Here is a 26,386-nt window from a genome sequence, read left to right as displayed (position 1 = left end):
CACCGGCGAAGCGCCTCGGCGCCGCCGCCCTGGCCCTGCTGACCGGCGTGGGGGCCGGTCTCGTCGGCATCGCCGCGCCCGCCGCGGCCCACCCGGACGGTGAACACGTCCTGGTGTTCTCCAAGACCGCGGGCTTCCGGCACGACTCCATCCCGGACGGGATCGCCGCCATCCAGGCGCTCGGGGCTGCCAACCAGTTCTCCGTGGAGGCCACGGAGGACGCGGGCGCGTTCACCGACGCCAACCTCGACCGGTTCGACGCCGTCGTGTGGCTGTCGACGACCGGTGACGTGCTGAACGACGAGCAGCAGGGCGCGTTCGAGCGGTTCATCCAGGACGGTGGCGGCTACGCGGGCGTCCACGCCGCCGCGGACACCGAGTACTCCTGGCCCTGGTACGGCGAGCTGGTGGGCTCCTACTTCAAGTCCCACCCGGCCATCCAGGAAGCCGACGTGCTCGTCGAGGACCACGACCACGGCTCCACGTCGCACCTGCCGGACAAGTGGACGCGCACCGACGAGTGGTACAGCTACCAGAGCAACCCGCGCGACGACGTGCACGTGCTCGCCGCGCTGGACGAGACCAGCTACACGCCGACCGACCCGTCCGGTGATCACCCGATCGTGTGGTGCCACCCGCAGGGCGAGGGCCGCTCCTGGTACACCGGCATGGGCCACACCAAGGAGTCCTACGCGGACGCGGCGTTCCGGCAGCACCTGCTGGGCGGCATCAAGTACGCGGCGGGTTCCGCGGCGGGCGACTGCGAGCCGGGCGGCACGACGCCGAACGAGCCGCCGACCGACGCGGACTTCGACCAGATCACCCTGGCGCTGGGCGAGGAGAAGACCGGTGAGCCGATCGCGCTCGCCGTCCTGCCCGACCGCCGGGTGCTGCACACCTCCCGCGACGGTCGCGTGTGGCTGACCACCCCGGAGGCGACGACGTCGCTCGCCGGGCAGATCCCCGTCTACAACCACGACGAGGACGGTCTCCAGGGCATCGCCGTCGACGCGGACTTCGCCACGAACAAGTGGGTCTACCTCTACTACGCGCCACCGCTGGACACCCCGGCCGGTGACGCGCCGGAGAACGGCACCGCGGCGGACTTCGCGCGCTTCAAGGGCTACAACCAGCTCTCCCGGTTCACGCTGTCGGACGACGGCACGCTGAACCTCGCGAGCGAGCAGAAGATCATCCAGGTCCCCGCCGACCGGGGTCTGTGCTGCCACGCGGGCGGTGAGATCGACTTCGACGCCCAGGGCAACCTGCTGCTGTCCACGGGCGACGACACCAACCCGTTCGCCTCGGACGGCTACTCGCCGATCGACGAGCGCGCCGACCGCAACCCGGCGTTCGACGCCCGCCGCTCCTCGGCCAACACCAACGACCTGCGCGGCAAGATCGTGCGCATCAAGGTCGCCGCCGACGGCTCGTACACCGTCCCCGCGGGCAACCTGTTCGCGCCGGGCACCGACAAGACCCGTCCCGAGATCTACGCGATGGGCTTCCGCAACCCGTTCCGGTTCGCCGTGGACAAGAAGACCGGCTGGATCCACCTCGGCGACTACGGTCCCGACGCCGGGTCGGCCAACCCGAACCGCGGTCCGGGCGGCACCGTCGAGTTCAACCTGATCAAGGAGCCGGGCAACTACGGCTGGCCGCTGTGCGTCGGCGACAACCTGGCGTACAACGACTACGACTTCGCCACCGGCACCTCGGGGGAGAAGTTCGACTGCGCGGCGCCGCGCAACGACAGCCCGCACAACACCGGTCTGGTGGACCTGCCGCCCGCCAAGGCGGCGTGGATCCCCTACGACGGCGGGTCCGTGCCCGAGTTCGGCACCGGCGGCGAGTCCCCCATGGGCGGGCCGACCTACGACTACGACCCGGACCTGGACTTCGTGACGAAGTTCCCGGAGTTCTTCGACGGCAAGAACTTCGCCTACGAGTGGGACCGCGGCTGGATCAAGACCATCGACGTCGGCCCGAACGGTGAACGCGGCGCGATCACCCCGTTCTTCGACTCGATGACCCTGACCAGGCCGATGAACCTGGAGTTCGGGCCGGACGGCTCGCTCTACGTCCTGGACTACGGCAGCGGCTACTTCGGCGGCGCGCCGGACTCGGCGGTCTACCGGATCGACTACACGCAGGGCAACCACACGCCCGTGGCGAAGCTGGCGGCCGACAAGACGTCGGGCCCGGCGCCGCTGACGGTGAACTTCGACCCGACCGGCACCACCGACGAGGACGGGCCCGAGCTGAACTGGGCGTGGGACTTCGACGGTGACGGCACCACCGACTCCACGCAGGCCGGACCGGTGAGCCACACCTACACCACCGTCGGCCGGTACAACGCGAAGCTGTCGGTGACCGACCCGACCGGCCTCACCGGCGCGGCCACCGTCGTGATCAACGTCGGCAACACCGCCCCGGTGGTCACGCTCAACGCCCCGCTCGACGGCTCGGTGTTCAGCTTCGGCGACCAGGTGCCGTTCTCCGTGACGGTCACCGACCCCGAGGACCAGCCGATCGACTGCTCCAAGGTGGTCGTGGAGTACATCCTCGGCCACGACAGCCACGGCCACCCCCTCAGCCGGGCCACCGGCTGCGAGGGCAGCATCCCGACCCCGGCCGACGGCGGCCACGGCGCGGACGCCAACGTCTTCGGCGTCATCAACGCGACCTACACCGACAACGGCGCGCCGGGCGCCCCGGCGCTGACCGGGTCCGACGAGGCCGTGCTCCAGCCCAAGCACAAGCAGGCCGAGTTCTACACCGGCGCGCAGGGCGCGCGGGCGCTGGAACGCGACACCGCCGAGGGCAAGAAGAGGGTCGGCGAGATCGAGAACGGCGACTGGATCAAGTTCAACCCGGTGAACCTCGTCGGGGTGACCGGGATCGGCTACCGCGTCTCGTCGGGCGGCTCCGGCGGCACGCTGGAGGTCCGGCTCGACGCGCCGGACGGCCCGCTGGTGCAGTCGGTGTACGTGGCCAACACCGGCGGCTGGGACAACTACGTCGACCTCGACCCGACCCCGATCACCGACCCCGGTGGCACGCACGAGATGTACTTCGTGTTCAAGGGCGGCGCGGGTTCGCTGTTCGACGTGGACTCGTTCACCTTCAGCACGGACCAGGCCGCCTCGTGCACGCCGGTCGCGCCCGAGGAGGGCTACCGCAGCCTCTACGACGGCACGGCCGCCAGCCTGGAGTCGTGGAACCAGGCGGGTCCGGGTCGCTTCGCGCACCAGCCCGACTGCTCCATCCGCTCCGAGGGCGGCATGGGTCTGCTGTGGCACGAGGCCGAGCTGGGCTCCTACAGCCTCAAGCTCGACTGGAAGCTCGCCGGTGACGACAACTCCGGTGTCTTCATCGGGTTCCCCGATCCCGGCAACGACCCGTGGGTCGCGGTGAACCAGGGCTACGAGATCCAGATCGACCCGACCGACGCCGTGGACCGCACGACCGGTGCGATCTACACCTTCAAGGCGGCCGACATCGCGGCGCGCGACGCGGCGCTCAAGCCCGCGGGCCAGTGGAACGCCTACGAGATCGTGGTCACCGGCCAGCGCATCCAGGTGCTGCTGAACGGGGTGCTGATCAACGACTACACCAGCACCGACCCCGCCCGCGACCTCACCCGCGGCTACATCGGCCTCCAGAACCACGGCGACTCCGACGACGTGCGGTTCCGCAACGTGCGCGTCAAGGACCTCGACGTGGTGGCGCCGGAGACCACCGCCAGCACCAGCACCGCTCCCGGCGAGTCGGGTTGGTACACGGCGGCCCCGGTGTCGGTGGAGCTGGCGGCCACCGACGCGGGTGGTGTCGCGCGCACCGAGTACCGGCTCGACGGCGGTGACTGGACCGCCTACACCGAGCCGATCGTCGTGACCGGCGACGGCGCCCACCGGGTGGAGTACCGCTCCACCGACACCTCGGGCAACGTCGAGCAGGTCAAGGCGCTGGACGTCAAGATCGACGGCACCGCCCCGGTCACCACCGCCACCTTCGCCGCACCCGGCGAGAGCGGCTGGCACAGCGGAGCCGTGTCCGTGGTCCTGACCGCGGCCGACCCGGCCTCCGGGGTGGCCCGCACCGAGTGGAGCCTCGACGGCGGGCCGTGGACGGCCTACCTGCGGCCGGTGGCGGTGTCCGGCGACGGCACCCACACCCTGCTGCACCGGTCGGTCGACACCGCGGGCAACACCGAGGTCGACCGCGCGGCGACGATCGAGATCGACGGCACGGCACCCACGCTGCTCGTCGCGGGCGTGGCGAACGGCCGGGTCTACGGCGACGCGACCGACGTGGTCGTGTCGTGGGAGGCCGGTGACGCCACCTCCGGCGTCCGCGCGGTCTCCGCGACCGTCGGCCAGCGGGCGCTGACCTCGGGCACGGCGCTGCCGCTGCACGAGCTGGCGCTCGGCGTGCACGAGCTGAAGGTCGTCGCGACCGACGTCGCGGGCAACGCCACCACCAGGACGGTGCCGTTCGCGGTCAGCACGTCGCTGCGGGACGTGTCCCAGCTCCTCGACCGGTTCAAGGCGACCAACCGGCTCTCGAAGGCGTCCTACGACCAGCTGACCAAGCAGCTGGCCAAGGCGCGCAAGTTGGAGGCGGAGGGCAAGGACGCCAAGGCGGTCAAGGAGCTGAAGGCGTTCCGCACCCTGGCCGCCGGTGTCCCGGACGCGGGCGTGCGCGCCGTGCTCGTCCGCGACACCGACGCGGTGATCGCCCAGCTCGACGGCGCTCCGGCGCCGCTGCGCCGGGAGTAGTTCCCACACGGGTCGGGCGGGCGCGGTGACCCGCGCCCGCCCGACCCGGCACCACCCAGCTTTCCCCTGCGAGAAGGGCGGTCGTGATGACGGACCAGCGGACCGGGCTGTGGCTGATCGGGGCACGCGGATCGGTGGCGACCACCGCCGTGAGCGGGCTGCTCGCGCTGCGGGCCGGACTCGCGCCGCCCACCGGGTGCGTCACCGCGAGACCGGAACTGGCGGAGGTCGACCTGCCGTCGTGGGACGACCTGGTCGTCGGCGGCCACGACGTGGTGACGACGTCCCTGGAGAAGCGCGCCGAGCAGCTCGCCCACGCGGGTGTGCTGCCGCACCACCTGCTGCCGTCGCTGGCCGACGGCCTGCGCGCGACCGACGCGGAGGTCCGCGAGGGCTACCACCCGGCCACCCACCGCGGCGCGCAGGCCGACGCGGCCGAGCGCCTCACCGCGGACCTGGTGTCGTTCCGGGAGCGGCACGACCTGGCGCGCGTCGTCGTGGTCAACGTGTCCTCCACCGAACCGCCCGTGCCGCACCTGCCCGAGCACGACGACCTCGCGCTGCTGGAGGCCGCGCTGGCCGACCCGGAGCGCGCCGTCCTGCCGCCCAGCTCGCTGGCCGCGTACGCGGCGCTGCGCGCGGGCTGCCCGTTCGTCGACTTCACCCCGTCCGCGGGCGTCGCGCTGCCCGCGCTGCACCAGCTCGCCGTGGACCTCGGCCTGCCCTACGCGGGCCGCGACGGCAAGACCGGCGAGACGCTGCTGCGCACCGTCCTCGCGCCGATGTTCACCGCGCGGGGCCTGCGCGTGCGCTCCTGGTCGGGCACCAACCTGCTCGGCGGCGGCGACGGGGCGACCCTGGAGGACGCCGAGCACGCCGCCAGCAAGCTGGAGACCAAGGCCCGCGGCCTGGCCGCGCTGCTCGGCGAGCCCGTGACCTCGCCGCTGCACATCGACAACGTCCCCGACCTGGGGGAGCAGAAGACCGCGTGGGACCACGTGTCGTTCGAGGGCTTCCTCGGCGCGCGGATGAGCCTCCAGTTCACCTGGACCGGCCTGGACTCCTCGCTGGCCGCGCCGCTCGTGCTCGACCTGGCCCGCCTCGTGGCCGCCGCGCACGCGGACGGCCAGTCGGGTGCGCTGGGAGCGCTGGCGTTCTTCTTCAAGGACCCGCTCGGCCACGACGAGCACCGCTTCGCCGAGCAGACCCGCGAACTCCACGCGTGGGCCCGCGAGCTGGGGAGGCACGGCGCGTGAGGGCCTACGTCGAACTCGTGCGCGCGCCCGCCGCGCTCACCGTCCTGGGGGACGCGGTCGCCGGGGCGGCGGCGTCCGGGAACCCGCTGCGCGGCCGTCGCGCGCTGCTGCCGCTCGCGTCGGTGGCGCTGTACTGGTCCGGCATGGCGCTCAACGACTGGGCCGACCGCGACCTCGACGCCGTGGAACGCCCGGAGCGGCCGGTGCCGTCGGGCCGGATCTCGCCGAACCGCGCGCTCGCCGTCGCCGCCGGGCTCAGCGCCACCGGTCTCGGGATCGCGGCGTGGGCGGGCGGCCGGGACTCGCTGCGCGTCGCCGTGCCGCTCGCGCTGGCCGTCTGGTCCTACGACACCGTGCTGAAGTCGACCCCGGCCGGCCCGGTCGGCATGGCCGCCTGCCGGGCGCTGGACGTCCTGCTCGGCGCCGGTGCCGCCGGGGCGAGGGGCGCGCTGCCCGCCGCGGCGGCCGTGGCCGGGCACACCCTCGGCGTGACGGCGCTGTCGCGCGGCGAGGTGCACGGCACGTCGGCCCCGGTGGCCCGCGCGGTCCTCGGCGGCACGGCGCTCAGCGCCCTGGCCGCCGTCGCCGGACCGTCGGCGTCCTGGCGGCACCGCCTCGCCGGGCTCGCCGCCGCGGCGGGCTACGCCGCCACCGTCGGCCGAGCCCAGCTCAACGCCGTGAGGACGCCCGACGCGGCGTCCGTGCGGACCGCGACCAAGGCGGGCATCCACGGCATGGTCCCGCTCCAGTCGGCTCTCGCCGCGCGGGCCGGGTCGGTCGCGGGCGCCGCCGCCGTCGCGCTGGCGCTGCCGCTGGCCCGCCTGCTGAGCCGGAGGGTGAGCCCGACATGACCTTCCACCTCGGCTACGGCACCAACGGCTTCGCCAACCACCGCCTCGACGACGCGCTCGACGTCATCGCCGACCTCGGGTACACGTCCGTTGCGCTGACCCTGGACCACCACCACCTCGACCCGTTCGCCGACGACCTGCCCGCGCGGGTCTCCCAGGTCGCCGCGAAGCTCGACCGGCTGGGTCTGCGCTGCGTCGTGGAGACCGGCGCCCGGTTCCTGCTCGACCCGCGGCGCAAGCACCACCCGACGCTGGTCAGCGAGTCGCAGGAGGTCCGGGTCGACTTCCTGCTCCGGGCGGTGCGCGTCGCCGCGGAGCTGAACGCCGACTGCGTGTCGTTCTGGTCCGGCATCAAGCCGGACGACGTGCCCGCGGAGCAGGCGTGGGCGCGGATGCGCTCCGGTGTCGCCGCCGTCCTGGAGGGCGCCGAACCGCTGGGCGTCACCCTCGGCCTCGAACCCGAGCCGGGGATGTTCGTGCAGCACCTCACCCAGGCGCTGCGGCTGCGCGAGGAACTGGGCTCGCCGCCGCTGTTCGGCGTCACGCTCGACGTGGGGCACTGCGTGGCCGTGGAACCCGACGACGCCGCCACGTGCGTGCGCCGCGCGGGTTCGCTGCTGGTCAACGTGCAGCTCGACGACATGCTCCCCGGCGTGCACGAGCACCTGGAGTTCGGCGAGGGCGACCTGGACCTGCGCGGCACCCTCGCCGCGCTGGCCGCGGTCGGCTACGTCGGCGTCGCGGCCGTCGAACTGCCGCGGCACGGCCACGCCGCCCCGGACGTGGCCCGCCGGGCGCTGGAGGCGCTCACGGCGGCCATGCCGGACGAGCCCGCGAAGCCCCGGCACCCGTGGCTCGCCGACGCCCAGCGCGCGGTGCGCCGCGACCCCGCCGCGGTGGGCAGGCTGTTCCCGGCCGTGGGCCGCCGGGTCGGCCGCGACCTAGCCCGGCCGGACGACGATCCGCGGGGACTGGTGCACGGCGGCGTCGACGACGCCGCCCGCGCCGAACTCCTCGGCGCGCTCGCGACCGTCCTGGACGACGACGCCCTGTCCGCCGAACTGCTCGCGCTCTACCGGCACGGCGACGACGCGGAGAGGCGCGGCGTGCTGCGCGGCCTCGCCCTGGTCGGCGACCGGGCGCCCGCGGCGGGCCTGGAGATCGTCCGCGACGCGTTGCGCACCAACGACGTCCGGCTCGTCGCCGCCGCGCTCGGCCCTTTCGCCGCCGACCACCTCGACGACCACGGGTGGCGGCACGGCGTCCTCAAGTGCCTGTTCACCGGCGTGCCGCTGGCCGCGGTGGCGGGGCTGGAGCGGCGCACCGACGACGAGCTGCTGCGCATGGTCGCCGACTACGCCGCCGAACGCACCGCCGCGGGCCGCGACGTGCCCGCCGACGCCGCACGACTGCTCGGGAAGGGTGAGTGAGGGTGCGCATCTTCGACCCGCACGTCCACATGACGTCCCGCACGACCGACGACTACGAGGCCATGCACGCCGCCGGGGTGCGCGCGCTGGTCGAACCGGCGTTCTGGCTGGGCCAGCCCCGCACGTCGGTCGGCTCGTTCACCGACTACTTCGACGCGCTCATCGGCTGGGAGCGCTTCCGCGCCGCCCAGTTCGGCATCCGCCACCACTGCACGATCGCGCTGAACCCCAAGGAGGCCAACGACCCCCGCTGCACGGCCGTGCTGGACGTGCTGCCGCGCTACCTGGAGAAGGACGGCGTCGTCGCGGTCGGCGAGATCGGCTTCGACTCGATGACGCCGGAGGAGGACGAGGCGTTCGCCCGCCAGCTCCAGCTCGCGGTCGAGCACGAGCTGCCCGCGCTGGTGCACACCCCGCACCGCGACAAGGCCGCGGGCACGCGCCGCACCCTCGACCTGGTCAAGGAGTCCGGCCTCCCGGTGGAGCGGGTCGCCGTGGACCACCTGAACGAGACGACCGTGCGCGCGGTCGCCGACTCCGGCGCGTGGATGGGCTTCTCCATCTACCCGGACACCAAGATGGACGAGCACCGGATGGTCGCGATCCTCAAGGAGTACGGCACCGCGCGGGTGCTGGTGAACTCCGCGGCCGACTGGGGCCGCTCCGACCCGCTCAAGACGCACAAGACCGGCCTGGCGATGCTGGAGGCGGGCTTCAGCGAGTCCGACGTGGACACCGTGCTGTGGCGCAACCCGGTCGAGTTCTACGGCCAGAGCGGACGCCTGCTGCTCGACGACCTGCCCGGCTTCAGCGCCGCGCCGGACACGTTCTCCGGCAACTCCGTGCTGCGCGGCGGCGGTGACCGGTGATGGACCTGTCCTACTGCACCAACGTCCACCCCGCCGAGGACCTGCGCGGCGTGCTGGCCCAGCTCGACCGCTTCGCCCTGCCCGTGCGCCGCCTGCTCGGCACCGACCACCTCGGCCTCGGCCTGTGGCTGTCCGCCGACGTCGCCCGCGGCCTCGCCGAGGACGAGGCGTCCCGGCGGCGGCTGCGCGCCGAGCTCGACGCGCGCGGCCTGGAGGTCCGCACCCTCAACGCCTTCCCCTACGGCGGTTTCCACGACGCCGTGGTGAAGCACTCGGTGTACCGGCCGCGCTGGACCGACCCGGAGCGGCTGCGCTACACCACCGACTGCGCCACCGTGCTGGCCGACCTGCTGCCCGACGCCGCCGCGAGCGGCTCCATCTCCACGCTGCCGCTGGGCTGGCGCACCCCGTGGACGCCCGACGACGACTCCGCCGCGTTCGCCGCCCTCGACGACCTGGCGCGGGTGCTGCGCGCGCAGGCCGCGTGGACCGGCAAGCCGATCGCGCTGGCCGTCGAACCCGAACCCGGCTGCGTCCTGGACACCGTGCACGACGCGGTGACCCGGCTCGCCGGGCGGGTCGACCCCGACCACGTCGGGATCTGCCTGGACACCTGCCACCTCGCGGTGTCCTTCGCCGACCCGGCCGCCGCCGTCGCCGAGGTCCACGCCGCCGGTCTGCGCGTGGTCAAGGTGCAGGCGTCGGCGGCGCTGGAGGTCACCGCCCCCGGCACGCCCGAGGGCCGCCGCGCGCTGGCCGCGTTCACCGAACCCCGCTACCTGCACCAGGTCCGCGAGCTGAGCGGGGGAGTGGTGCTCGCCTCCGACGACCTGCCGCAGGCCCACCACGAGCTGCCCGGCCGCGACCCGTGGCGCGTGCACTTCCACGTCCCGCTGCACGCGCGGCCCGCCGCGCCGCTGTCGGCGACCACCGAGGTGCTGCGCGACGCCGTGGGGGCGCTCGCCGCGCACGGCCCGCTGCCGCACGTGGAGGTCGAGACCTACACGTGGAGCGTGCTGCCCGGCGCCGTCGGCCAGGACGACACCGGGCTGGTGCGCGGCATCGCCGCCGAGCTGCGCTGGGCGCGCGAACACCTGGGGGTGCTGGACACCGCGGTCCCGGAGCAGAGCGCGCCTCGGGACCTGGCCGTCGAGGAAGGAGCCCGCCCGTGAAGCCGCTCGTCGTGATCGACGTCGTCGGGATGACCCCGGCGCTGCTGCCCCACATGCCGAACCTCGCGCGCCTGGGGTGGCGGGCGGAGCTGGGCACCGTGCTGCCCGCCGTCACGTGCAGCGCCCAGTCCACGTTCCTCACCGGCCTCACCCCGGCGGAGCACGGGGTCGTCGGCAACGGCTGGTACTTCCGCGACCTCGGCGAGGTCCACCTGTGGCGGCAGCACAACCGCCTGGTGGGCGGGGAGAAGCTGTGGGAGACCGCGCGCCGCGCCCACCCCGGCTACACCGCGGCCAACGTCTGCTGGTGGTACGCGATGGGCGCGACCACCGACGTGACGATCACACCCCGGCCGATCTACCACGCCGACGGACGCAAGTCGCCCGACGCCTACGTCCGGCCGCCCGAGCTGCACGACGACCTCGTGGCCGCGCTGGGGGAGTTCCCGCTCTTCCAGTACTGGGGGCCCACGGCGTCCATCGCGTCCAGCCGCTGGATCGTCGGCGCCGCACGCAAGATCCTGGTCGAGCAGCGCCCGGACCTGCTCCTGGTCTACGTGCCGCACCTGGACTACGACCTCCAGCGCTTCGGCCCGAACTCGCCGCAGGCGCGGGAAGCGGCGCGGGCGGTGGACGCGGAGATCGCGCCGCTGCTGGTCGACGCGCTCGGCGCGGGCGCCACCGTCGTGGCCCTGTCGGAGTACGGCATCACCGAGGCCCGCCGCGCGGTCGACGTGAACCGGGCGCTGCGCGCCGAGGGCCTGCTGGAGGTCTACACCCAGGCGGGCATGGAGTACCTGGACCCGTGGACGTCGCGGGCGTTCGCCGTCGCGGACCACCAGGTCGCCCACGTCTACGTCGACGACCCCGCCGACCTGGAGCGCGCGCGGGCCGTCGTCGAGGCGCTGCCCGGCGTGGACCGCGTCCTGGACCGCGCCGAGCAGGCCGGGTTCGGCCTCGACCACGAGCGCTCCGGCGAACTCGTCGCCGTCGCCGAGCCCGACGCGTGGTTCACCTACTACTACTGGCTCGACGACGACCGCGCGCCGGACTTCGCGCGCGGCGTGGAGATCCACCGCAAACCCGGCTACGACCCGGCCGAGCTGTTCTTCAACCCCGCCGACCCGCTCGCGAAGGCCAAGGCCGGGCTGAACCTCGTGCGCAAGAAGGCGGGCCTGCGGTACGCGATGAGCGTCGTGCCGCTCGACCCGTCCCCCGTGCGCGGCAGCCACGGCCGCCTCCCGGACAGCGCCGAGGACGGACCTGTGCTGCTGTGCTCGGACACGAGCGTCGCACCGCGCGAGCGGATCGCCGCGACCGAGGTCAAGGACTTCCTGCTGGAACTGCAGGGGCTGCGGACACCCGCGGCGCACACGAGAGGAGAGCTGTGATGAGCCGACCCGTCACCCTGTTCACGGGCCAGTGGGCCGACCTGCCGTTCGAGGAGGTCTGCAAGCTCGCCGCCGGGTGGGGCTACGACGGGCTGGAGATCGCCTGCTCCGGCGACCACTTCGAGGTCGACCGGGCACTGGCCGAACCGGACTACGTCCCCGCGAAGCTCGCGCAGCTGGAGTCGCACGGGCTCGCGGTGTTCGCGATCTCCAACCACCTCGTCGGCCAGGCCGTGTGCGACGACCCGATCGACGAGCGGCACCGCAACATCCTGCCCGCCCGCATCTGGGGCGACGGCGAACCCGAGGGCGTGCGGCAGCGCGCCGCCGCCGAGATCGCCGACACCGCGCGCGCGGCGGCGAAGCTGGGCGTGGACACCGTCGTCGGCTTCACCGGGTCGAAGATCTGGAAGTACGTGGCGATGTTCCCGCCGGTGTCGCAGGCCGTCATCGACGACGGCTACACCGACTTCGCGAACCGGTGGAACCCGATCCTCGACGTGTTCGACGAGGTCGGCGTGCGCTTCGCCCACGAGGTCCACCCGTCCGAGATCGCCTACGACTACTGGACCACCCGCAAGACCCTCGACGCGCTGGACAACCGCCCGGCGTTCGGCCTGAACTGGGACCCGTCGCACTTCGTGTGGCAGGACCTCGACCCGGTCGGCTTCATCCTCGACTTCGCCGACCGGATCTACCACGTCGACTGCAAGGACACGAAGAAGCGGTTCGACGGCCGCAACGGCCGCCTCGGATCCCACCTCGCCTGGGCCGACCCCCGGCGCGGCTGGGACTTCGTGTCCACCGGCCACGGCGACGTGCCGTGGGAGCAGTCGTTCCGCGCGCTCAACGCCATCGGCTACACCGGGCCCATCTCCGTCGAGTGGGAGGACGCCGGGATGGACCGGCTGCGCGGCGCCGAGGAGGCCGTGAAGTTCATCAGGGGGCTCGTGTTCGACCCGCCCGCCGCGGCCTTCGACGCCGCGTTCTCCACCCGAGAAGAATCCTGAGAGGACAGCGCGCCATGACGCACAGCCCGTCCAGAAGAGCAGTTCTCGGCGCCCTCGGCGCGGCCGCGGCCGTGGGTGCCGCCGCGGCGCTGCCCGGTACCGCGTCCGCCACCGGCGGGGCGTGGCACGGCCGCCGCGTGCCCCGCGAGTCGATCAGCATCCAGCTCTACACGCTGCGCGGCGTGATCGGCGACGACCCCGCGCCCGTGCTGGAGGCGCTGGCCGACATCGGCTACCGCAAGGTCGAGCTGGCGGGCACGTACGGCCGCACCGCGGAGGAGTTCGCGAAGCTGCTGCGCAAGTACCGCCTCTCCGCGACGTCCGCGCACGTGGGCATCGACGGCGACCTGGACAAGGTGGTGGCGGACGCCAAGGCGCTGCGCAACACCTACGTCAACGTGCCGTACGTGAACTACCCGACGCTGGCCGAGTGGGTGTCGTTCACCGAGCGCCTGGACGCGGCGTCGAAGGTGCTGCGCAAGGCCGGGCTCAAGATGGGCTACCACAACCACGCGCACGAGTTCCAGGTGCTGGAGGGCAGGCGCCCGATCGACGTGATCGCGAAGGGCACGTCGCGCAGGGACGTGCACCTGGAGGTCGACCTGTACTGGGTCGTGACGGCGGGGGTCGACCCGGTGGAGGTGTTCCGGCAGAACTTCCCGCGCGTGCGCCAGTACCACGTGAAGGACCGCAAGCCGGACGGTGGTTTCGCCGACCTCGGCAAGGGCACGATCGACTTCGCCCGCGTCTTCCGCGAGACCTGGCACCACCGCGTTGACGAGTACATCGTGGAGAACGACCAGCCCGCGGACGCCCTGGTGACGGCCGAGGTCGGCTACAAGTACCTGCGAGACCTGAGGTTCTGACCCGGTTCGACCCGTTCGCGCGCCCCGGTCGCGGGGCGCGCGAACGCGCGTCGGCGGTCGGCCGCGGATCTCTCCTCCACTGTGGAGTGATGGAGATCCGGGCGCCACGGAGCGCAGTGATCAGCATCTCCCGGTCGGGTGGTTTTCGTCCCCGTCGGAGGATTCACGTCCCGGAACGGCGCGACGGTGGCGGCGCGGGGAGTCCACTGGACCGGCGCCGGGGGTGGGGCGTGCCGGACGACCGGCACCGCGCCCGGCGCGTCCAGGAAGGGACGATCCGATGTCTCGTGAGGTCCTCCGCGCCCTGTCGCGCGCCGCCGTGCTGACCAGCGCCGTGTTCGCCACCGCAGCGCTCTCCTCGCTCACCGCCACCCCCGCGCACGCGGATCCCGGCATCTGCATCGACCACGTCATGGAGAACGGCTACCCCGCGACCGCCGCGGTGCTCAAGGCGTGCAAGGTCGCCAAGACGGGCACCGCCGCGGACGCCCGCGCGTGCCGCGACTCCCTCGTGGCCGAGGGCGTGGCCCACGCGGTCGCCAGGAAGGCGTGCCGGATCGCGTCCTACCCGGACTAGCCCGCGGGTCGGCTCGCCCCAAGGGTCTCTCCTTCAGGTGAACAACGGCCGTCGTGCCCTCCACCGGTTGCGGATCCGCTGCCGCGACTCGACCATCGGTGCTTGAGCTGATGTCCGGCCCTGGTTCCCGTGACCACCGAGGAGGCGCCATGGCAGTGATGGACGAGCACCGCACGACTCGGGTCGAGCGAGGTCCACGCCACCTGCGAGTGATCTTCAAGCTGCGGATCCGGGACGGTTCCGAGGCCCGATTCCTGGACTCCTACGCCAAAATCCGGCACGACGTGGCCGAAGTGGACGGTTACCTGGGCGACCAGCTGTGCCAGTCGGCCACCGATCCCCGCGACTGGGTCATCACCAGCGAGTGGGCGAGCCACGCGCACTTCCTGCGGTGGGAGGCCGGCGCGGACCACCGCGCCCTCGCCGCGCCGCTGATGGAGTGCGTGACCGCGCGGGAATCGCTGCGCTACCACGTCCGGTTCACCACGCAGGCGGGATGCCGCCCGGACGCCGACCAGGTGCTCGTGGGAGGAGAGTCGTGAACCGCTACGCGTTGACGTTCGCCGTGCGACCGGGTTCCGAGGCCGCGGTGGCCGAGATCCTGGGCGGCTACAGCGGCCCGCCGCCGGGGCGTCCCCGGTCCGCCAGGCCGCTGCTGGACCGCACCTCGGTGTTCATGGTGGGGCCCACGGTGGTGCGGGTCGTCGACATCACCTGCCCGCCGCACGAGGCGATCCGGCACCTCGCGGGCCAGCCGCAGATCCGCGCGGTGGAGGAGCGGCTGCGCCCGCACCTCGTCGAGGACCGCGATCTGTCCGATGAGGACAGCAGGCGGCGCTTCCTCGCCACGTCGGTGATGCGGGTCGTGGCCGCGCACGGCGGTCCCGCCCGGCACGCGACCAGGTCCGCGGTGCTGTACCGGGCCTCCCCCGGCACGGGGGCCGACGTGGCGCGGGCGCTCGCCGAGCAGGGCAGGGCGGACGCGCACGGCGCCACCGTGTTCCGCCGCCGCGACCTGGTCGTGCACCTGGTGGAGGGCGCCGCCGACTGGCCCGCCCCGCCACCGGGGCTGGTCCGGCTGGCACGGCCGATGACGCTGGTGACCGACCGCGTCGTGGAGCCGGTCGCATGACCAGCCAGCTGCACCGGATCGTCCGCCCGGAGGACGTGGGGGCCATGCGGGCGAGGGGCGGCGACATCCGGGTGCTGCTCGGCCCGGCGACCGTCGGCGCGACCAGCGGGTTCCTCGGCGTCGTCGCGCTGGAGCCGGGGGAGCAGGTCAACGAGCACTACCACCCGTACTCCGAGGAGTTCCTGTTCGGGATCGAGGGCGAGGTGGTGGTCGACCTCGACGGCGCGCCGCACCCGCTGGGGGTGGACCAGGCGCTGATGGTGCCCATCGGGGTGCGGCACCGGGTCCGCAACACCGGGGCGGTCCCGGCGCGGCTGGTGTTCCACCTCAGCCCGCTCGCGCCCCGGCCCGACCTGGGCCACGTGGACACGGAGCGGTCGCCGTGACGCGCCGGGTGGCCGTCACCGGCCTGGGGGTCGTCGCACCGGGAGGCCTCGGGGTGAAGGCCTTCTGGGAGCTGATGACCTCCGGGCGCACCGCCACCCGGCCGATCACCCTGTTCCCCGCGCGGGGCTTCCGGTCCAGGATCGCGGCGGAGTGCGACTTCGACCCGGAGGCCGCCGGGCTGGTGGCGGCCGAGGTCGACCGGATGGACCGCTACGTCCAGTTCGCCGTGGTCGCCGCGCGCGAGGCGTGGGCCCAGGCCGAGATCGACGCGGCGGACCCGTGGCGGGTCGGGGTGAGCATGGGGTCCGCGGTCGGCGGCACGACGCTGCTGGAGCACGACTACGTGACCACCTCGGGCTCCGGTGAGCGGTGGCTGGTCGACGCGGGCCTCGCCTCCCGGTTCCTGCACCGCGCCCTGTCGCCGGCGGGTCTGGCCGCGGAGGTGGCCGACGCCGTGGGCGCCCGAGGGCCGGTGCGCACGGTGTCCACCGGCTGCACGGCGGGGCTGGACGCGGTGGGCCACGGCGCCCGCCTGATCGAGGAGGGCCGGGCCGACGTGGTGGTCGCGGGCGGGGCCGAGTCGCCGATCTCGCCGATCACGGTGGCCTGCTTCGACGCCATCCGGGCCACCTCGGTGCGCAACGACGACGCCGGGCGCGCCGCGCGCCCGTTCGACCGCGACCGGGACGGGTTCGTGCTCGGCGAGGGCGCGGCCGTGCTGGTGCTGGAGGACCGGGAGCACGCCCGCAGGCGCGGCGCGCTCGTGCTGGCCGAGGTGCCGGGGTTCGCCACCCGCAGCAACGCCCACCACATGACCGGGCTGACCACCGAGGGCGTGGAGATGGCCGAGGCCGCGCGCCTCGCCCTGCACCAGGCCGGGGTGGCGCCCGCCGACGTCGACTACGTCAACGCCCACGGCTCGGGCACCCGGCAGAACGACCGGCACGAGACGGCGGCGTTCAAGCGGGTGCTCGGGCAGCGGGCACACACCGTGCCGATCAGCTCCATCAAGTCGATGATCGGCCACTCGCTGGGCGCGATCGGCGCCATCGAACTGGCGGCGTGCGTGCTGGCCCTCACCCACGGCGTCGTCCCGCCGACGGCGAACCTCGACACCCCCGACCCCGAGTGCGACCTGGACTACGTGCCGCACACCGCGCGGGAGTGCGACCTGCGGGCGGTGCTGTCGGTGGGCAGCGGGTTCGGCGGGTTCCAGTCCGCCGTGGTGCTCACCCACCCGGAGCGGTCGTGAGCCCGGCGGCCGTCGTCACCGGGCTCGGCGTGGTGGCGCCGGGCGGGCTCGGGGTCGAGCGGTTCTGGCCCTCGATCCGCGACGGGCACCGCGCGCTCGGCACGCTGAGCCGGTTCGAGCCCAACCCGTACCCGGTGGTCGTCGGCGGTGAGGTGCGGGGGTTCGAGCAGGAGGAGTGGGTCGACGGGCGCATCGCGGTGCAGACCGACCGGTTCACCCACTTCGCGCTCGCGGCGGCCACGATGGCGCTGCGGGAGGCCGCCCTCGTCCCGGCCGAGGTGCCCTCGTTCGAGTTCGGCGTGATCACCGCGGGCTACTCGGGCGGGGTCGAGTTCGGCCAGCGGGAGATCGAACGGCTGTGGCACAGCGGTCCCGAGCACGTCGGCCCGTACCAGTCGATCGCCTGGTTCTACGCGGCCTGCACCGGCCAGATCTCGATCGGCAACGGCCTGCGCGGCCCGTCCGGCGTGCTGGTCGCCGACGAGGCGGGCGGGCTGGACGCCGTGGCGGGGGCGTGCTCCGAACTCCGGCGGGGGGCCACGGCCATGCTGGTCGGCGGCACCGAGGCCCCGTTCTGCCCGTACGCGATCTGCTGCCAGCTCGGCAACGGGCTGCTCAGCACGGGCACCGACCCGGCCACCGCGTACCTGCCCTTCACCTCCCGCGCCGCCGGTTTCGCGCCGGGCGAGGGAGGCGCGATGCTCGTGGTGGAGGACGCCGACGCGGCGCGCGACCGGGGCGCGCGGGCCCGTGCCGTCGTCGCCGGGTACGGCGCCACCTTCACCGGCCCCCAGCGGTTCGAGCGGTCCGCCGAAGGGCTGGCGCGGGCGGCTCGGTGCGCGCTGGCCGAGGCCGGGCTCGACGTCTCGGAGGTCGACGTCGTCTTCCTCGACGCGCTGGGCGACCCCCTGGCCGACCGCGCCGAGTTCGAGGCGCTGCGGTCGCTGTTCGGGCCCGCGGCCGACCGGGTGCCCGTCACGGCGCCGAAGACCGGGTACGGGCGCTGCTACGCGGGGGCCGCCGCCCTCGACGTGGCGGCGGCGGTCCTGGCCCTCGACCACGGCGTCATCCCGCCCACCCCCGGTGTCGACGAGTGCCGGTTCGACCTCGACCTCGTCACCGGGCCCGCCCGCGAAGCCGACCTCCGCACCGCGCTCGTCCTCTCGCGAGGCCTGTACGGCGGGAACTCGGCGCTGGTCCTGCAACGTCCGGAAGCCAACAGAGGAGGCAGCTGACCATGGACACCACACTTTCCCCGACCGACCTGGCGGCGTTGATCAACCGGTGCACCGGGGTCGCGGTGACCGGCGACCAGGTCTGCTTCTCCCAGCAGAGCTTCGACGAACTCGGCGTCGACTCCCTCGGCCTGATGGGCGTCGTGGCCGAGTTGCAGCGCAACCACGGCATGTCCCGCGAGGTCGACGTGGCGCCCGACCAGTCGCCGCGCGAACTGCTGTCCCTGCTCACCGGGAGGGCGTGAGGTGACCGGCCACACGGAGAACGAGATCGTCGTCGACGCGCCGATGGACCTGCTGTGGGAGCGCACGAACGACGTCGAGAGCTGGCCTGACCTGTTCAGCGAGTACGCGTCGGCGCAGGTGCTGGAGCGCGACGGCGACCGGGTGCTGTTCCGGCTCACCATGCACCCCGACGACAACGGCACGGTGTGGAGCTGGGTCTCCGAGCGCGTCGCCGATCCCGCGACCCGCACGGTCATCGCCCGCCGCGTCGAGACGGGTCCGTTCGAGCACATGGACATCCGGTGGACCTACGAGGAGGTCGAGGGCGGCGTGCGGATGCGGTGGGTGCAGGACTTCGCGATGAAGCCGACCGCCCCGGTCGACGACGCCGCGATGACCAGGCGCATCAACGCCAACAGCCGCACGCAGATGGCGTTGATCAAGCGGAAGGTGGAGGAGTTCGCGTGCACCGCTCCCTGATCGTGGCCCGGATGGCGCCCGATTCCATGGAGGACATCGCCCAGGTGTTCGGCGAGTCCGACCGCACCACCGACCTGCCCGCCGTGATCGGGGTGCGCGGGCGCAGCCTGTTCCGGTTCGGCGGCCTGTACCTGCACCTGATCGAGGGGGAGCGGCCGATCGGGCAGGCGGTCGCCGAGCACCACGACCACCCGCAGTTCCGCCGGATCAGCGACGAGCTGCGTCCGCACGTCTTGCCGTACGACCCCGAGACGTGGCGCGGACCCCAGGACGCCATGGCACACGAGTTCTACCGCTGGGAGCGACATGACTGACCACTTCCCGGCCACCGTTCCGGTCCTGGTCGCGGGCGGCGGTGTGACCGGCCTGTCCGCCGCGGTGTTCCTGGCCCGGTTCGGCGTTCCCCCGCTGGTGGTGGAGCGGCGCGCCGTGCCCGCCACCGACCCCAGGGCGCGGGCGCTCAACCCGCGCACCGTCGAGCTGTACCGGATGGTGGGCCTGGAGGAGGCGGTCCTGGCCACCCGGTCGCCGGTGGCCGAGCACACCGTGGTCGCGCACGCCGAGACCCTGGTCGGACCGGAGCTGATGCGCCTGCCGAACCGGCTGGGGCCGGACACCGAGGGCCTCAGCCCGTGCGGCTGGGCGGCCATCGACCAGAACCAGCTGGAACCGCTGCTCCGCGCCGACGCCGTCGCGGCGGGCGCGGACGTGCGCGACCACACCGAGGTCGTCGCCGTGGTCGACGGGCCCGCCGGGGTCGAGGTGACGGTGCGCGACCACGACACCGGCACCGAGCACCGGGTGGTCGCCGAGCACCTCGTCGCCGCGGACGGCGCGCACAGCCCGGTCCGGGCGATGCTCGGCATCCCGCACGACGGGCCCGGCACGATCGCCCGCAAGATCAACGTCTACTTCGAGGCCGACCTCGACGAACCGCTGGCAGGCCGCAAGATCGTCGCCCTGACCCTGCGCAACGCCGCCGTGCACGGGTTCCTCACCTCGATCGACGGTGTGCGGCGCTGGCGGTTCGCGATCTCGCTGCGCCCCGAGGAGGGCGCGGCCGAGTTCACCGAGGCGCGGTGCGTCGAGCTGCTCAAGGCCGCCATCGGCGTCGACGTGCCGGTGGTGGTCGACCGGATCTCCGGGTCGCCGTGGGAGATCCGCGGCCAGTCGGCCCGGCGCATGAGGGTCGGCCGGGTGCTCGTCGCGGGCGACGCGGCGCACACCATGCCGCCCGTGGGGACCTTCGGCGTGGCCACGGGCGTGCAGGACGCGTTCAACCTCGCGTGGAAGATCGGCCTGCACCACGGCGGGCTGGCCGGTCCCGGACTGCTCGACACCTACGAGACCGAGCGGCTGCCCGTGGCCCAGGAGACCACGCGGCTGACCGTCGACCGGTACGAGCTGGTGAACGGCAAACCCGGCAACCCCCGCGAGAGCGCGGCGCGGCAGCGGATGATGATGTTCGGCCACACCTACCCCGAGGGCGCGTTCGTGCCCGAGGCCGCCGTCGTGCCGGGAGCCCTGGAGGACCCCGACCACCCGTCGGGCGCACCGGGGAGCCGCGCGCCGCACGTGCCGCTGGAACGCGACGGCACCCCGCTGTCCACGGTGGACCTGCTGGACGTGGTCCCCGTGCTGTTCGCCGGTCCGGCGGGCGCCGGGTGGGCCGAGGCGGCGGCCGAGGTCGCCCGCGCGTCGGGCGTGCCGGTCCGGTGCCACCACGTCGGTCGTGACGTGGTGGACGTGACGGGCCGGTTCACCGAGGTGTACGGGATCGCCGAGGACGGCGCGGTTCTGGTGCGTCCGGACGGTTTCGTCGCGTGGCGCACCACGGGGGCGGCCGCCGACCGGGTGGCGACCCTGGCGGAGGTGGTCGACCGGGTGCTGTTCCGCTGAGCCTCGCGGTGGCCGGGTGCGGGCGCCCGGTCACCGCCTCCCCGGCTGGGCGTCGTGCGCGGGGGAGAGGTGGCGCAGGACGAGCAGGCCGCCGATGGCGGGCACCAGCGCGGTGAGGACCAGTCGCCCGGTGCGCCGAGGGTGGCGGGCGGTGGCGATGACGACGAACAGGTAGGCGCAGCCGTGCGTGGGGCCCATGAGCGACGCCACGGCGGGCCAGTGCACGGTCGCGAGGTTGAGCAGCAGGACGGTCAGGCTGATCAGCTCGACGCCCGCCGCGACCGGGAGCGGCTGCCAGGGCGGTCGCACCCTCACACCCCCGTCGTCGAGCCGGGCCGGATGATCATCAGCACGGTGACCGTGGCCCACAGCAGGTTGAACACACCCGTGTGCATCGCCAACCGCGCGCCCACGGCACGGGTCCGCACACCCGCGGACTCGGTGCGTGCGAGATCGGCGAGCACACGATCCTGCTGGGGCAGCACCAGCAGCCCCAGCACCCCGGCCGCGATCCCGGTCAGCACGATCGACACGATCAGCCACGCGTCGCCCAGCACCCCGAGACTGCTCGCGGTGGCCAGCCCGAAGACCGGCACCACGACCCCGACCGCCGCGTAGACCCGGCAGATCCGGTGCAGGGTCCGCACGGTGGCGACGTGGTGCCCGTCGCCGGGCTCGGCCTGGGCCCGGCGGACGGCGGCGGGGAACATGCTGGCGGCGACCGTCACCGGCCCGATCGCGATGATCGCCGCCAGCACGTGGACGGCGAGCAGGAACTTGGTCATGCGACGACTCGCTCGCCGCGACGTGGGTGGTGCACGTGCTTCTCCTCGGGATTCGGTCGTAGGTGGTTGTGCGGGCAGTGCGTCACGGCCCGGTCTCCGGTTCGCCGACCGCGTGGGTCGCCGCGGTGGGCTCGTGGCGGGTGGGTTCGTGGTGGGTGGGTTCGTGGTGGTGCGGTGGCTGGGTCGTCGTAGGTCGCGGGTGGGGTGTCACGGTTCGTGCGTCACGTCGCTGGGTCGTGCGGGTGGCCGCGGCGGGCGCGCGGTGAGCGGCCCGTGGTAGCTGGCCGTGGCCGTGGCCGTGGCGCTGGTGGCGGTGGTGGCTGTGGCTGTGTCGGTGGAGTGGCGCACCTACCTGGCCTCCGCCAGGTCTGGTTGGCAGCGGGTTGGGTGGGAGCGTGGACGGGCGTTACTCCTCGTCCGCCACCACGCCGCCACGCCGCCACGCCAGCCGCGCGGGCGCTGGGGCAGCCTCGTGGTGAGCGGGACCGTGAGCGGGTCGTGCGTGGGCATCACCCCTCGTCCTCCGCCTCGCTGAACCGCGCCAGTGCCGCGCCCAGCGCGGCGGCGAACTCGGCGCTCGTCTCCCCGATCACGGCGTCGGCGGCGGTGATCGCGGACTGCCCCTCCAGCCGGAGCCGGTGGCCCTCGTCGGTCACGCGCAGCACCGCCGTGCGTCCCCGCCCCGGCACCGTCGAGCGCTCGACCGCCCCGAGCTTCTCCAGCAGCCGCAGCGTGTCCTGCATGCTCTGCGGCGTCACGCCCGCCCGGCGGGCGAGTTCGCTGTAGGAGATGCCGGGCTGCCGGTGCAGGTGCCCGAGCGCCGAGAGGTGGCGCAGGCCGATGCCGTGCTCGCGCAGTCGGCCCTCGACGTGCTCCCTGATCCGGCGGCCGAGCGCCATCGCCAGGAACGCCACGCTCGCCGGCGGTGGGGCGCCGTCCTCGTTCCCGGTCACGTTCGTGCTCCCTCCGATCGAGTTGCAGTCTGCCTGAAACTGAGTTTCAGGCAGACTGTAACCCACGTCGCCGAAAAAATCTTGTCGGCGGATGTCGAGAAGCCGTGGCGGGCTCCGTCCCAGCGTCGAACACGGCCACAATGGGCCGGACCGCACCGAGGAGTTCACGATGGCCAAGTACCTGTTGCTCAAGCACTACCGGGGCGCGCCCGCACCGGCCAACGACGTGTCGATGGACCAGTGGGCACCGGAGGAGGTCACCGCGCACGTGCGGTACATGCAGGACTTCGCCGCCCGGCTGGAGACCACGGGGGAGTTCGTCGACGCCCAGGCGCTCTCGCCGGAGGGCACGTTCGTCCGCTACGACGGCGAGGGCCGCCCGCCGGTGACCGACGGCCCGTTCGCCGAGACCAAGGACCTGATCGCCGGGTGGATGGTGATCGACGTCGAGTCCCACCAGCGGGCGCTCGACCTGGCGGGCGAGCTGTCCGCGGCTCCCGGCGCGGGCGGCAAGCCGATCCACGAGTGGATCGAGCTGCGTCCGTTCCTGTCGGAGCCCCCGACCATCACCGAGTGACGACGGTGGACGAGACCCTGCTGAGGGACCTCACCCCCGCCGTGATCGCGATCCTCGTCCGCCGCGGAGCCGACTTCGCGGCGGCCGAGGACGCCGTCCAGGACGCGCTGGTCGAGTCGGTGCGCGCGTGGCGGGCCGACCCGCCGCGCGACCCCAAGGGCTGGCTGGTCACGGTGGCCTGGCGCAAGTTCCTCGACGTCACCCGTGCCGACACCTCCCGGCGGCGCCGCGAGGAACTCGTCGAGAACGAGCCCGTGCCGGGCCCCGGTGAGGTCGCCGACGACACGCTCCAGCTCTACTTCCTGTGCGCGCACCCGTCCCTGACCCCGGCGTCGGCGGTCGCGCTCACGCTGCGCGCGGTCGGCGGCCTGACCACGCGGCAGATCGCGCAGGCCTACCTGGTGCCCGAGGCGACCATCGCCCAGCGGATCAGCCGCGCCAAGCGGACCGTCTCGGGCGTCCGGTTCACCCGGCCCGGTGACGTCGCCACGGTGCTGCGCGTGCTCTACCTGGTGTTCAACGAGGGCTACTCCGGTGACGTCGACCTCGCGGCGGAGGCGATCCGGCTCACCCGCCAGCTCGCGGCGGGGATCGACCACGAGGAGGTCGCGGGCCTGCTCGCGCTCATGCTGCTCCACCACGCCCGGCGCCCGGCGCGCACCGCCCCCGACGGGAGGCTCGTGCCGCTGGCCGAACAGGACCGCGGGCTGTGGGACACCCGTCTGATCGCCGAGGGGGTCGACGTCCTCCAGGCGGCCCTCGCCCGCGACCGCCTCGGTGAGTTCCAGGCCCAGGCCGCCGTCGCCGCGCTGCACGCCGACGCCCCGACGGCCGAGGAGACCGACTGGGTGCAGATCGTCGAGTGGTACGACGAACTGGTGCGCGTCACCGACAGCCCGGTGGCCCGGCTCAACCGGGCGGTCGCGGTAGGCGAGGCGGACGGCCCCCGCGCGGGCCTCGCGGCACTGGCGCGGCTCGACCCCGCCCTGCCCCGCCACACCGCCGTGGCGGCGTACCTGCACGAACGCGACGGCGACCCGGCGACCGCGGCCCGGCTCTACGCCGACGCCGCCCGGTCGGCGCCCAACCTCCCCGAACGCGAGCACCTCACCAGGCAGGCCGCTCGGCTCAACGCGCTGCTGCGCGGGCGGGAGCCTGGCGCGGTGGCCCTTGCCGCTGAGCCGCGCGAAACCCGGTGAGGAGTGCGGTCACCGCACTAGCGGCCGGTGGCCCGCTCCTTCAGCGCGGTCAGCGCCGCGGTGTCGTGGAACCGGCCGCCGCGGACGACGGCGCTGACCGCGCGCAGGTTGGCCACCGACGCCGTGGGGTCGTCGTCGAGCAGCACGAGGTCGGCCTCCTTGCCCGCCTCGACGGTGCCCGCGTCGTCCTCGCGGCCGAGGAAGCGGGCCGGGTTGGTGGTGGCGGTCTGGAGCACCCGCAGCGGGCTCAGGCCCGCGTCGGCGAGCAGGTCGAACTCGTCGTGCAGCGAGGCGCCCGCGACGACCCAGGCCGCGCCGACCGCGTCGCTGCCCGCCAGCAGCGGCGCGCCCTCCTCGTCGAGGATCCTCACCACCCGCGACTGGAGCGCGAACTGCTCGGCGAAGACGGCCCGTTCGCTCCCGTCGAACTTGCGGCGGAACGCGGTGGCCGCGGCGGTCCAGGCCGCTCGCTCCTTCGCGGTGGCGTAGCGCAGGTCGGGGTCGGCCGCGAACTCCGGGGCGTCGCAGAGCTGCTGGGCCTTCACCCGGATCAGCGTCGGGCAGTTCCACGTGCCGTTCGCGGCGAACCGCCGGGCCAGCTCGCGGGCCTTGTCCTCGTCGAAGCTGTCGATCGCGTCCCGGACGGCGCGCAGGGTGGCGGGGCCGGTCAGCTGGGCCGGGTTGACGACGATCTTCGCGAGCACCTTCTCGGCGACCCTGTCCGCGAACGGGATCCGGAACGGAGGTGCCTTGATCGGGCTGGACGGGGTCGCGGCGCGCAGGTGCTCCTCGTGGCACGAGCAGCCCGTCAGCACGCCGAGTCCGGGGCCGACGTGCTCGATCGACCGGAAGCCCGCGTCGGACGCGGCGCGCACGTCCACGCCCGCGGGCAGGTGGCCCACGACCGGGATGCCCAGCCGGTCGGCCTCGGCCTGGACGGCGAAGTAGACCTCGGGGGTGATGAGGGCCGCCTTGATGAAGTCCGCGCCGTCGCGGGCCTGCCGCCGCACCTCCGCGACGGCCGTGTCCGGCTTGCCCGCGTTGAGCGGCGTGAGCACCGCGCCGGGCGTGGCGAGCAGCGCGGGCACCCGGTCGGTGGACGCGCTGCCCCCGCGGCGGCGCAGCAGGTCGGCGGTGCCGCTCATCTGCCGGTACCCGGTGATGCCGAAGGCGAGCATGAGCCCCAGCTCGGGGCCGGGGTCGCCGAGGTTGAGCGGGTGGGCGTGCATGTCCACGAATCCGGGCACGGCGAAGCGGCCCCGCCCGTCGGCGGTCGTCGGGTCCCCGTCCGGCCCGGTCGTGGCGCTGATCCCGGCGATCCGCCCGTCGGCGACCCGGACGTCCTGGTGGGCGGTGACCGAGCCGTCCCGTGGGTCGACGACCTGGACGTCGGCGATGCGGTACATCGTGGCCTCCGATTTTAGTGAACAGTTTTGTTCACTATACGGGTGCCGTCATGATGGGGTGGTGACCCCGCGACCCGTGACCCGTCGCCGAGGCAGCGCGCTGACCGAGGCGATCTACCTCGCCACCCTGGAGGAGCTGGCCCGCACCAGCTTCGCCGAGCTGTCCTTCGACAAGGTCGCCACGGCGGCGGGCACCGGCAAGGCGGCGCTGTACCGCCGCTGGTCCAGCCCCGGCGAACTGGTGATCGCCGCGCTCACCGACCCCGCCACCGGCTTCGGGCACCCCCCGACCCCGCCGCGCACGGGCTCCCTGCGCTCCGACCTCGTCCTGCTGCTCAGCCACTTCGTGCACGTCCTCGGCGAGCCGCGCGGGCGGGCGCTGCGACCGCTGCTCGCCCACCGCCACCACCACCCCGAGCTGTTCGACCAGGTGTGGGAATCGGTGATCCGCCCCGCACGGGAGGTGCTGCTCGGGGTGATGGGCGAGGCGGCCGACCGTGGCGAGGCCGACCCGGCGCGGGTCACCGGGCGCAGCGCCGAGGTCGGGCCCCGGATGCTGCTGGTGGAGGTGTGGCGCTCCGACGCCGTCGGCGAGGACGAGGTGGCCGCCGTGGTCGACGAGGTCCTGGTGCCGCTGCTGTCGGTGTGACCAG

26 protein-coding genes are annotated in these 26,386 nt (G+C 73.7%); 22 read left to right on the top strand and 4 right to left on the bottom strand.

The features are described 5' to 3' along the window. Positions 1 to 29: 29 nt before the first annotated feature. From VFZ92_RS04520 to VFZ92_RS04430, 19 genes are all read left to right on the top strand, one after another. Entirely contained in the window at positions 30 to 4,781 is a 4,752-nt protein-coding gene (locus VFZ92_RS04520; protein ID WP_414719807.1) for a ThuA domain-containing protein, read from the top strand. A gap of 86 nt (positions 4,782 to 4,867) precedes the next feature. After that, positions 4,868 to 6,037 (top strand): inositol-3-phosphate synthase, encoded by a 1,170-nt coding sequence (locus VFZ92_RS04515; protein WP_330874399.1) that lies wholly within the window; start codon positions 4,868 to 4,870, stop codon positions 6,035 to 6,037. Continuing rightward, the gene (locus VFZ92_RS04510) at positions 6,034 to 6,888 is read left to right on the top strand and encodes an SCO3242 family prenyltransferase (RefSeq protein WP_330874398.1); all 855 of its coding nucleotides are present in this window, start codon (positions 6,034 to 6,036) and stop codon (positions 6,886 to 6,888) included. Before VFZ92_RS04515 ends, VFZ92_RS04510 begins: the two co-directional genes overlap by 4 nt. Next, positions 6,885 to 8,318 carry an EboA domain-containing protein gene (locus VFZ92_RS04505; protein ID WP_330874397.1) on the top strand — a complete coding sequence of 478 codons (1,434 nt, stop codon included), beginning with the start codon at positions 6,885 to 6,887 and terminating at the stop codon, positions 8,316 to 8,318. The genes VFZ92_RS04510 and VFZ92_RS04505 overlap by 4 nt, the downstream gene beginning before the upstream one ends. Before the next feature lie 2 nt (positions 8,319 to 8,320). Next, the gene (locus VFZ92_RS04500) at positions 8,321 to 9,187 is read left to right on the top strand and encodes a TatD family hydrolase (RefSeq protein ID WP_330874396.1); all 867 of its coding nucleotides are present in this window, start codon (positions 8,321 to 8,323) and stop codon (positions 9,185 to 9,187) included. Next, entirely contained in the window at positions 9,187 to 10,359 is a 1,173-nt protein-coding gene (gene eboE, locus VFZ92_RS04495; RefSeq protein ID WP_330874395.1) for a metabolite traffic protein EboE, read from the top strand. The genes VFZ92_RS04500 and eboE overlap by 1 nt, the downstream gene beginning before the upstream one ends. Then, positions 10,356 to 11,750, top strand: coding sequence for a nucleotide pyrophosphatase/phosphodiesterase family protein (locus tag VFZ92_RS04490; RefSeq protein ID WP_330874394.1), 1,395 nt, complete (start codon positions 10,356 to 10,358; stop codon positions 11,748 to 11,750). The genes eboE and VFZ92_RS04490 overlap by 4 nt, the downstream gene beginning before the upstream one ends. Then, positions 11,750 to 12,760 carry a sugar phosphate isomerase/epimerase family protein gene (locus tag VFZ92_RS04485; RefSeq protein WP_330874393.1) on the top strand — a complete coding sequence of 337 codons (1,011 nt, stop codon included), beginning with the start codon at positions 11,750 to 11,752 and terminating at the stop codon, positions 12,758 to 12,760. Before VFZ92_RS04490 ends, VFZ92_RS04485 begins: the two co-directional genes overlap by 1 nt. Positions 12,761 to 12,774: 14 nt before the next feature. Continuing rightward, a complete protein-coding gene (locus tag VFZ92_RS04480; protein ID WP_330874392.1) occupies positions 12,775 to 13,626 on the top strand; it encodes a sugar phosphate isomerase/epimerase in 852 nt (283 codons plus the stop codon). Positions 13,627 to 13,906: 280 nt separating this feature from the next. Continuing rightward, entirely contained in the window at positions 13,907 to 14,203 is a 297-nt protein-coding gene (locus tag VFZ92_RS04475; protein ID WP_330874391.1) for a hypothetical protein, read from the top strand. Positions 14,204 to 14,352: 149 nt separating this feature from the next. After that, on the top strand, positions 14,353 to 14,745 hold the full coding sequence (locus VFZ92_RS04470) for an antibiotic biosynthesis monooxygenase family protein (RefSeq protein WP_330874390.1): 393 nt from the start codon (positions 14,353 to 14,355) through the stop codon (positions 14,743 to 14,745). Then, on the top strand, positions 14,742 to 15,335 hold the full coding sequence (locus VFZ92_RS04465) for a SchA/CurD-like domain-containing protein (RefSeq protein WP_330874389.1): 594 nt from the start codon (positions 14,742 to 14,744) through the stop codon (positions 15,333 to 15,335). The genes VFZ92_RS04470 and VFZ92_RS04465 overlap by 4 nt, the downstream gene beginning before the upstream one ends. Beyond that, complete coding sequence (locus VFZ92_RS04460) at positions 15,332 to 15,721, top strand: cupin domain-containing protein (RefSeq protein WP_330874388.1); 390 nt, start codon at positions 15,332 to 15,334, stop codon at positions 15,719 to 15,721. The genes VFZ92_RS04465 and VFZ92_RS04460 overlap by 4 nt, the downstream gene beginning before the upstream one ends. Next, positions 15,718 to 16,974 carry a beta-ketoacyl-[acyl-carrier-protein] synthase family protein gene (locus VFZ92_RS04455; protein WP_330874387.1) on the top strand — a complete coding sequence of 419 codons (1,257 nt, stop codon included), beginning with the start codon at positions 15,718 to 15,720 and terminating at the stop codon, positions 16,972 to 16,974. Before VFZ92_RS04460 ends, VFZ92_RS04455 begins: the two co-directional genes overlap by 4 nt. Then, the gene (locus VFZ92_RS04450; RefSeq protein WP_330874386.1) at positions 16,971 to 18,209 is read left to right on the top strand and encodes a beta-ketoacyl synthase N-terminal-like domain-containing protein; all 1,239 of its coding nucleotides are present in this window, start codon (positions 16,971 to 16,973) and stop codon (positions 18,207 to 18,209) included. The genes VFZ92_RS04455 and VFZ92_RS04450 overlap by 4 nt, the downstream gene beginning before the upstream one ends. Before the next feature lie 2 nt (positions 18,210 to 18,211). Then, positions 18,212 to 18,454 (top strand): acyl carrier protein, encoded by a 243-nt coding sequence (locus VFZ92_RS04445; RefSeq protein ID WP_330874385.1) that lies wholly within the window; start codon positions 18,212 to 18,214, stop codon positions 18,452 to 18,454. Between the two features lies 1 nt (position 18,455). Continuing rightward, positions 18,456 to 18,914, top strand: a complete 459-nt coding sequence (locus tag VFZ92_RS04440) for an SRPBCC family protein (protein ID WP_330874384.1) — start codon at positions 18,456 to 18,458, stop codon at positions 18,912 to 18,914. Continuing rightward, positions 18,899 to 19,228 (top strand): TcmI family type II polyketide cyclase, encoded by a 330-nt coding sequence (locus VFZ92_RS04435; RefSeq protein WP_330874383.1) that lies wholly within the window; start codon positions 18,899 to 18,901, stop codon positions 19,226 to 19,228. Before VFZ92_RS04440 ends, VFZ92_RS04435 begins: the two co-directional genes overlap by 16 nt. Further along, positions 19,221 to 20,813, top strand: coding sequence for an FAD-dependent monooxygenase (locus tag VFZ92_RS04430; RefSeq protein ID WP_330874382.1), 1,593 nt, complete (start codon positions 19,221 to 19,223; stop codon positions 20,811 to 20,813). The genes VFZ92_RS04435 and VFZ92_RS04430 overlap by 8 nt, the downstream gene beginning before the upstream one ends. A 30-nt stretch (positions 20,814 to 20,843) precedes the next feature. On the opposite strand, the gene VFZ92_RS04425 is transcribed toward VFZ92_RS04430, so the two are convergent. From VFZ92_RS04425 to VFZ92_RS04415, 3 genes are all read right to left on the bottom strand, one after another. Then, positions 20,844 to 21,122 carry a DUF3817 domain-containing protein gene (locus VFZ92_RS04425; protein ID WP_330874381.1) on the bottom strand — a complete coding sequence of 93 codons (279 nt, stop codon included), beginning with the start codon at positions 21,120 to 21,122 and terminating at the stop codon, positions 20,844 to 20,846. 2 nt (positions 21,123 to 21,124) lie between these two features. Continuing rightward, a complete protein-coding gene (locus VFZ92_RS04420) occupies positions 21,125 to 21,598 on the bottom strand; it encodes a DUF2269 family protein (protein ID WP_330874380.1) in 474 nt (157 codons plus the stop codon). 509 nt (positions 21,599 to 22,107) lie between these two features. Then, the gene (locus VFZ92_RS04415; protein WP_330874379.1) at positions 22,108 to 22,551 is read right to left on the bottom strand and encodes a MarR family winged helix-turn-helix transcriptional regulator; all 444 of its coding nucleotides are present in this window, start codon (positions 22,549 to 22,551) and stop codon (positions 22,108 to 22,110) included. Between the two features lie 169 nt (positions 22,552 to 22,720). On the opposite strand from VFZ92_RS04415, the gene VFZ92_RS04410 reads away from it, so the two are divergent. Continuing rightward, entirely contained in the window at positions 22,721 to 23,128 is a 408-nt protein-coding gene (locus VFZ92_RS04410) for a YciI family protein (RefSeq protein ID WP_330874378.1), read from the top strand. 5 nt (positions 23,129 to 23,133) lie between these two features. Then, a complete protein-coding gene (locus VFZ92_RS04405; protein WP_330874412.1) occupies positions 23,134 to 24,327 on the top strand; it encodes an RNA polymerase sigma factor in 1,194 nt (397 codons plus the stop codon). 17 nt (positions 24,328 to 24,344) lie between these two features. Here VFZ92_RS04405 and VFZ92_RS04400 read toward each other — a convergent pair whose 3' ends face one another. Continuing rightward, positions 24,345 to 25,733, bottom strand: coding sequence for an amidohydrolase family protein (locus VFZ92_RS04400; RefSeq protein ID WP_330874377.1), 1,389 nt, complete (start codon positions 25,731 to 25,733; stop codon positions 24,345 to 24,347). 76 nt (positions 25,734 to 25,809) lie between these two features. Between VFZ92_RS04400 and VFZ92_RS04395 the strand changes: the two genes are divergently transcribed. Beyond that, complete coding sequence (locus VFZ92_RS04395) at positions 25,810 to 26,382, top strand: TetR-like C-terminal domain-containing protein (RefSeq protein WP_330874376.1); 573 nt, start codon at positions 25,810 to 25,812, stop codon at positions 26,380 to 26,382. Positions 26,383 to 26,386 lie beyond the last annotated feature (4 nt).

It is taken from the genome of Umezawaea sp., from assembly GCF_036375055.1.
Classification (GTDB): domain Bacteria; phylum Actinomycetota; class Actinomycetes; order Mycobacteriales; family Pseudonocardiaceae; genus Umezawaea.
This window is presented reverse-complemented; position numbering and strand designations above follow the sequence as displayed.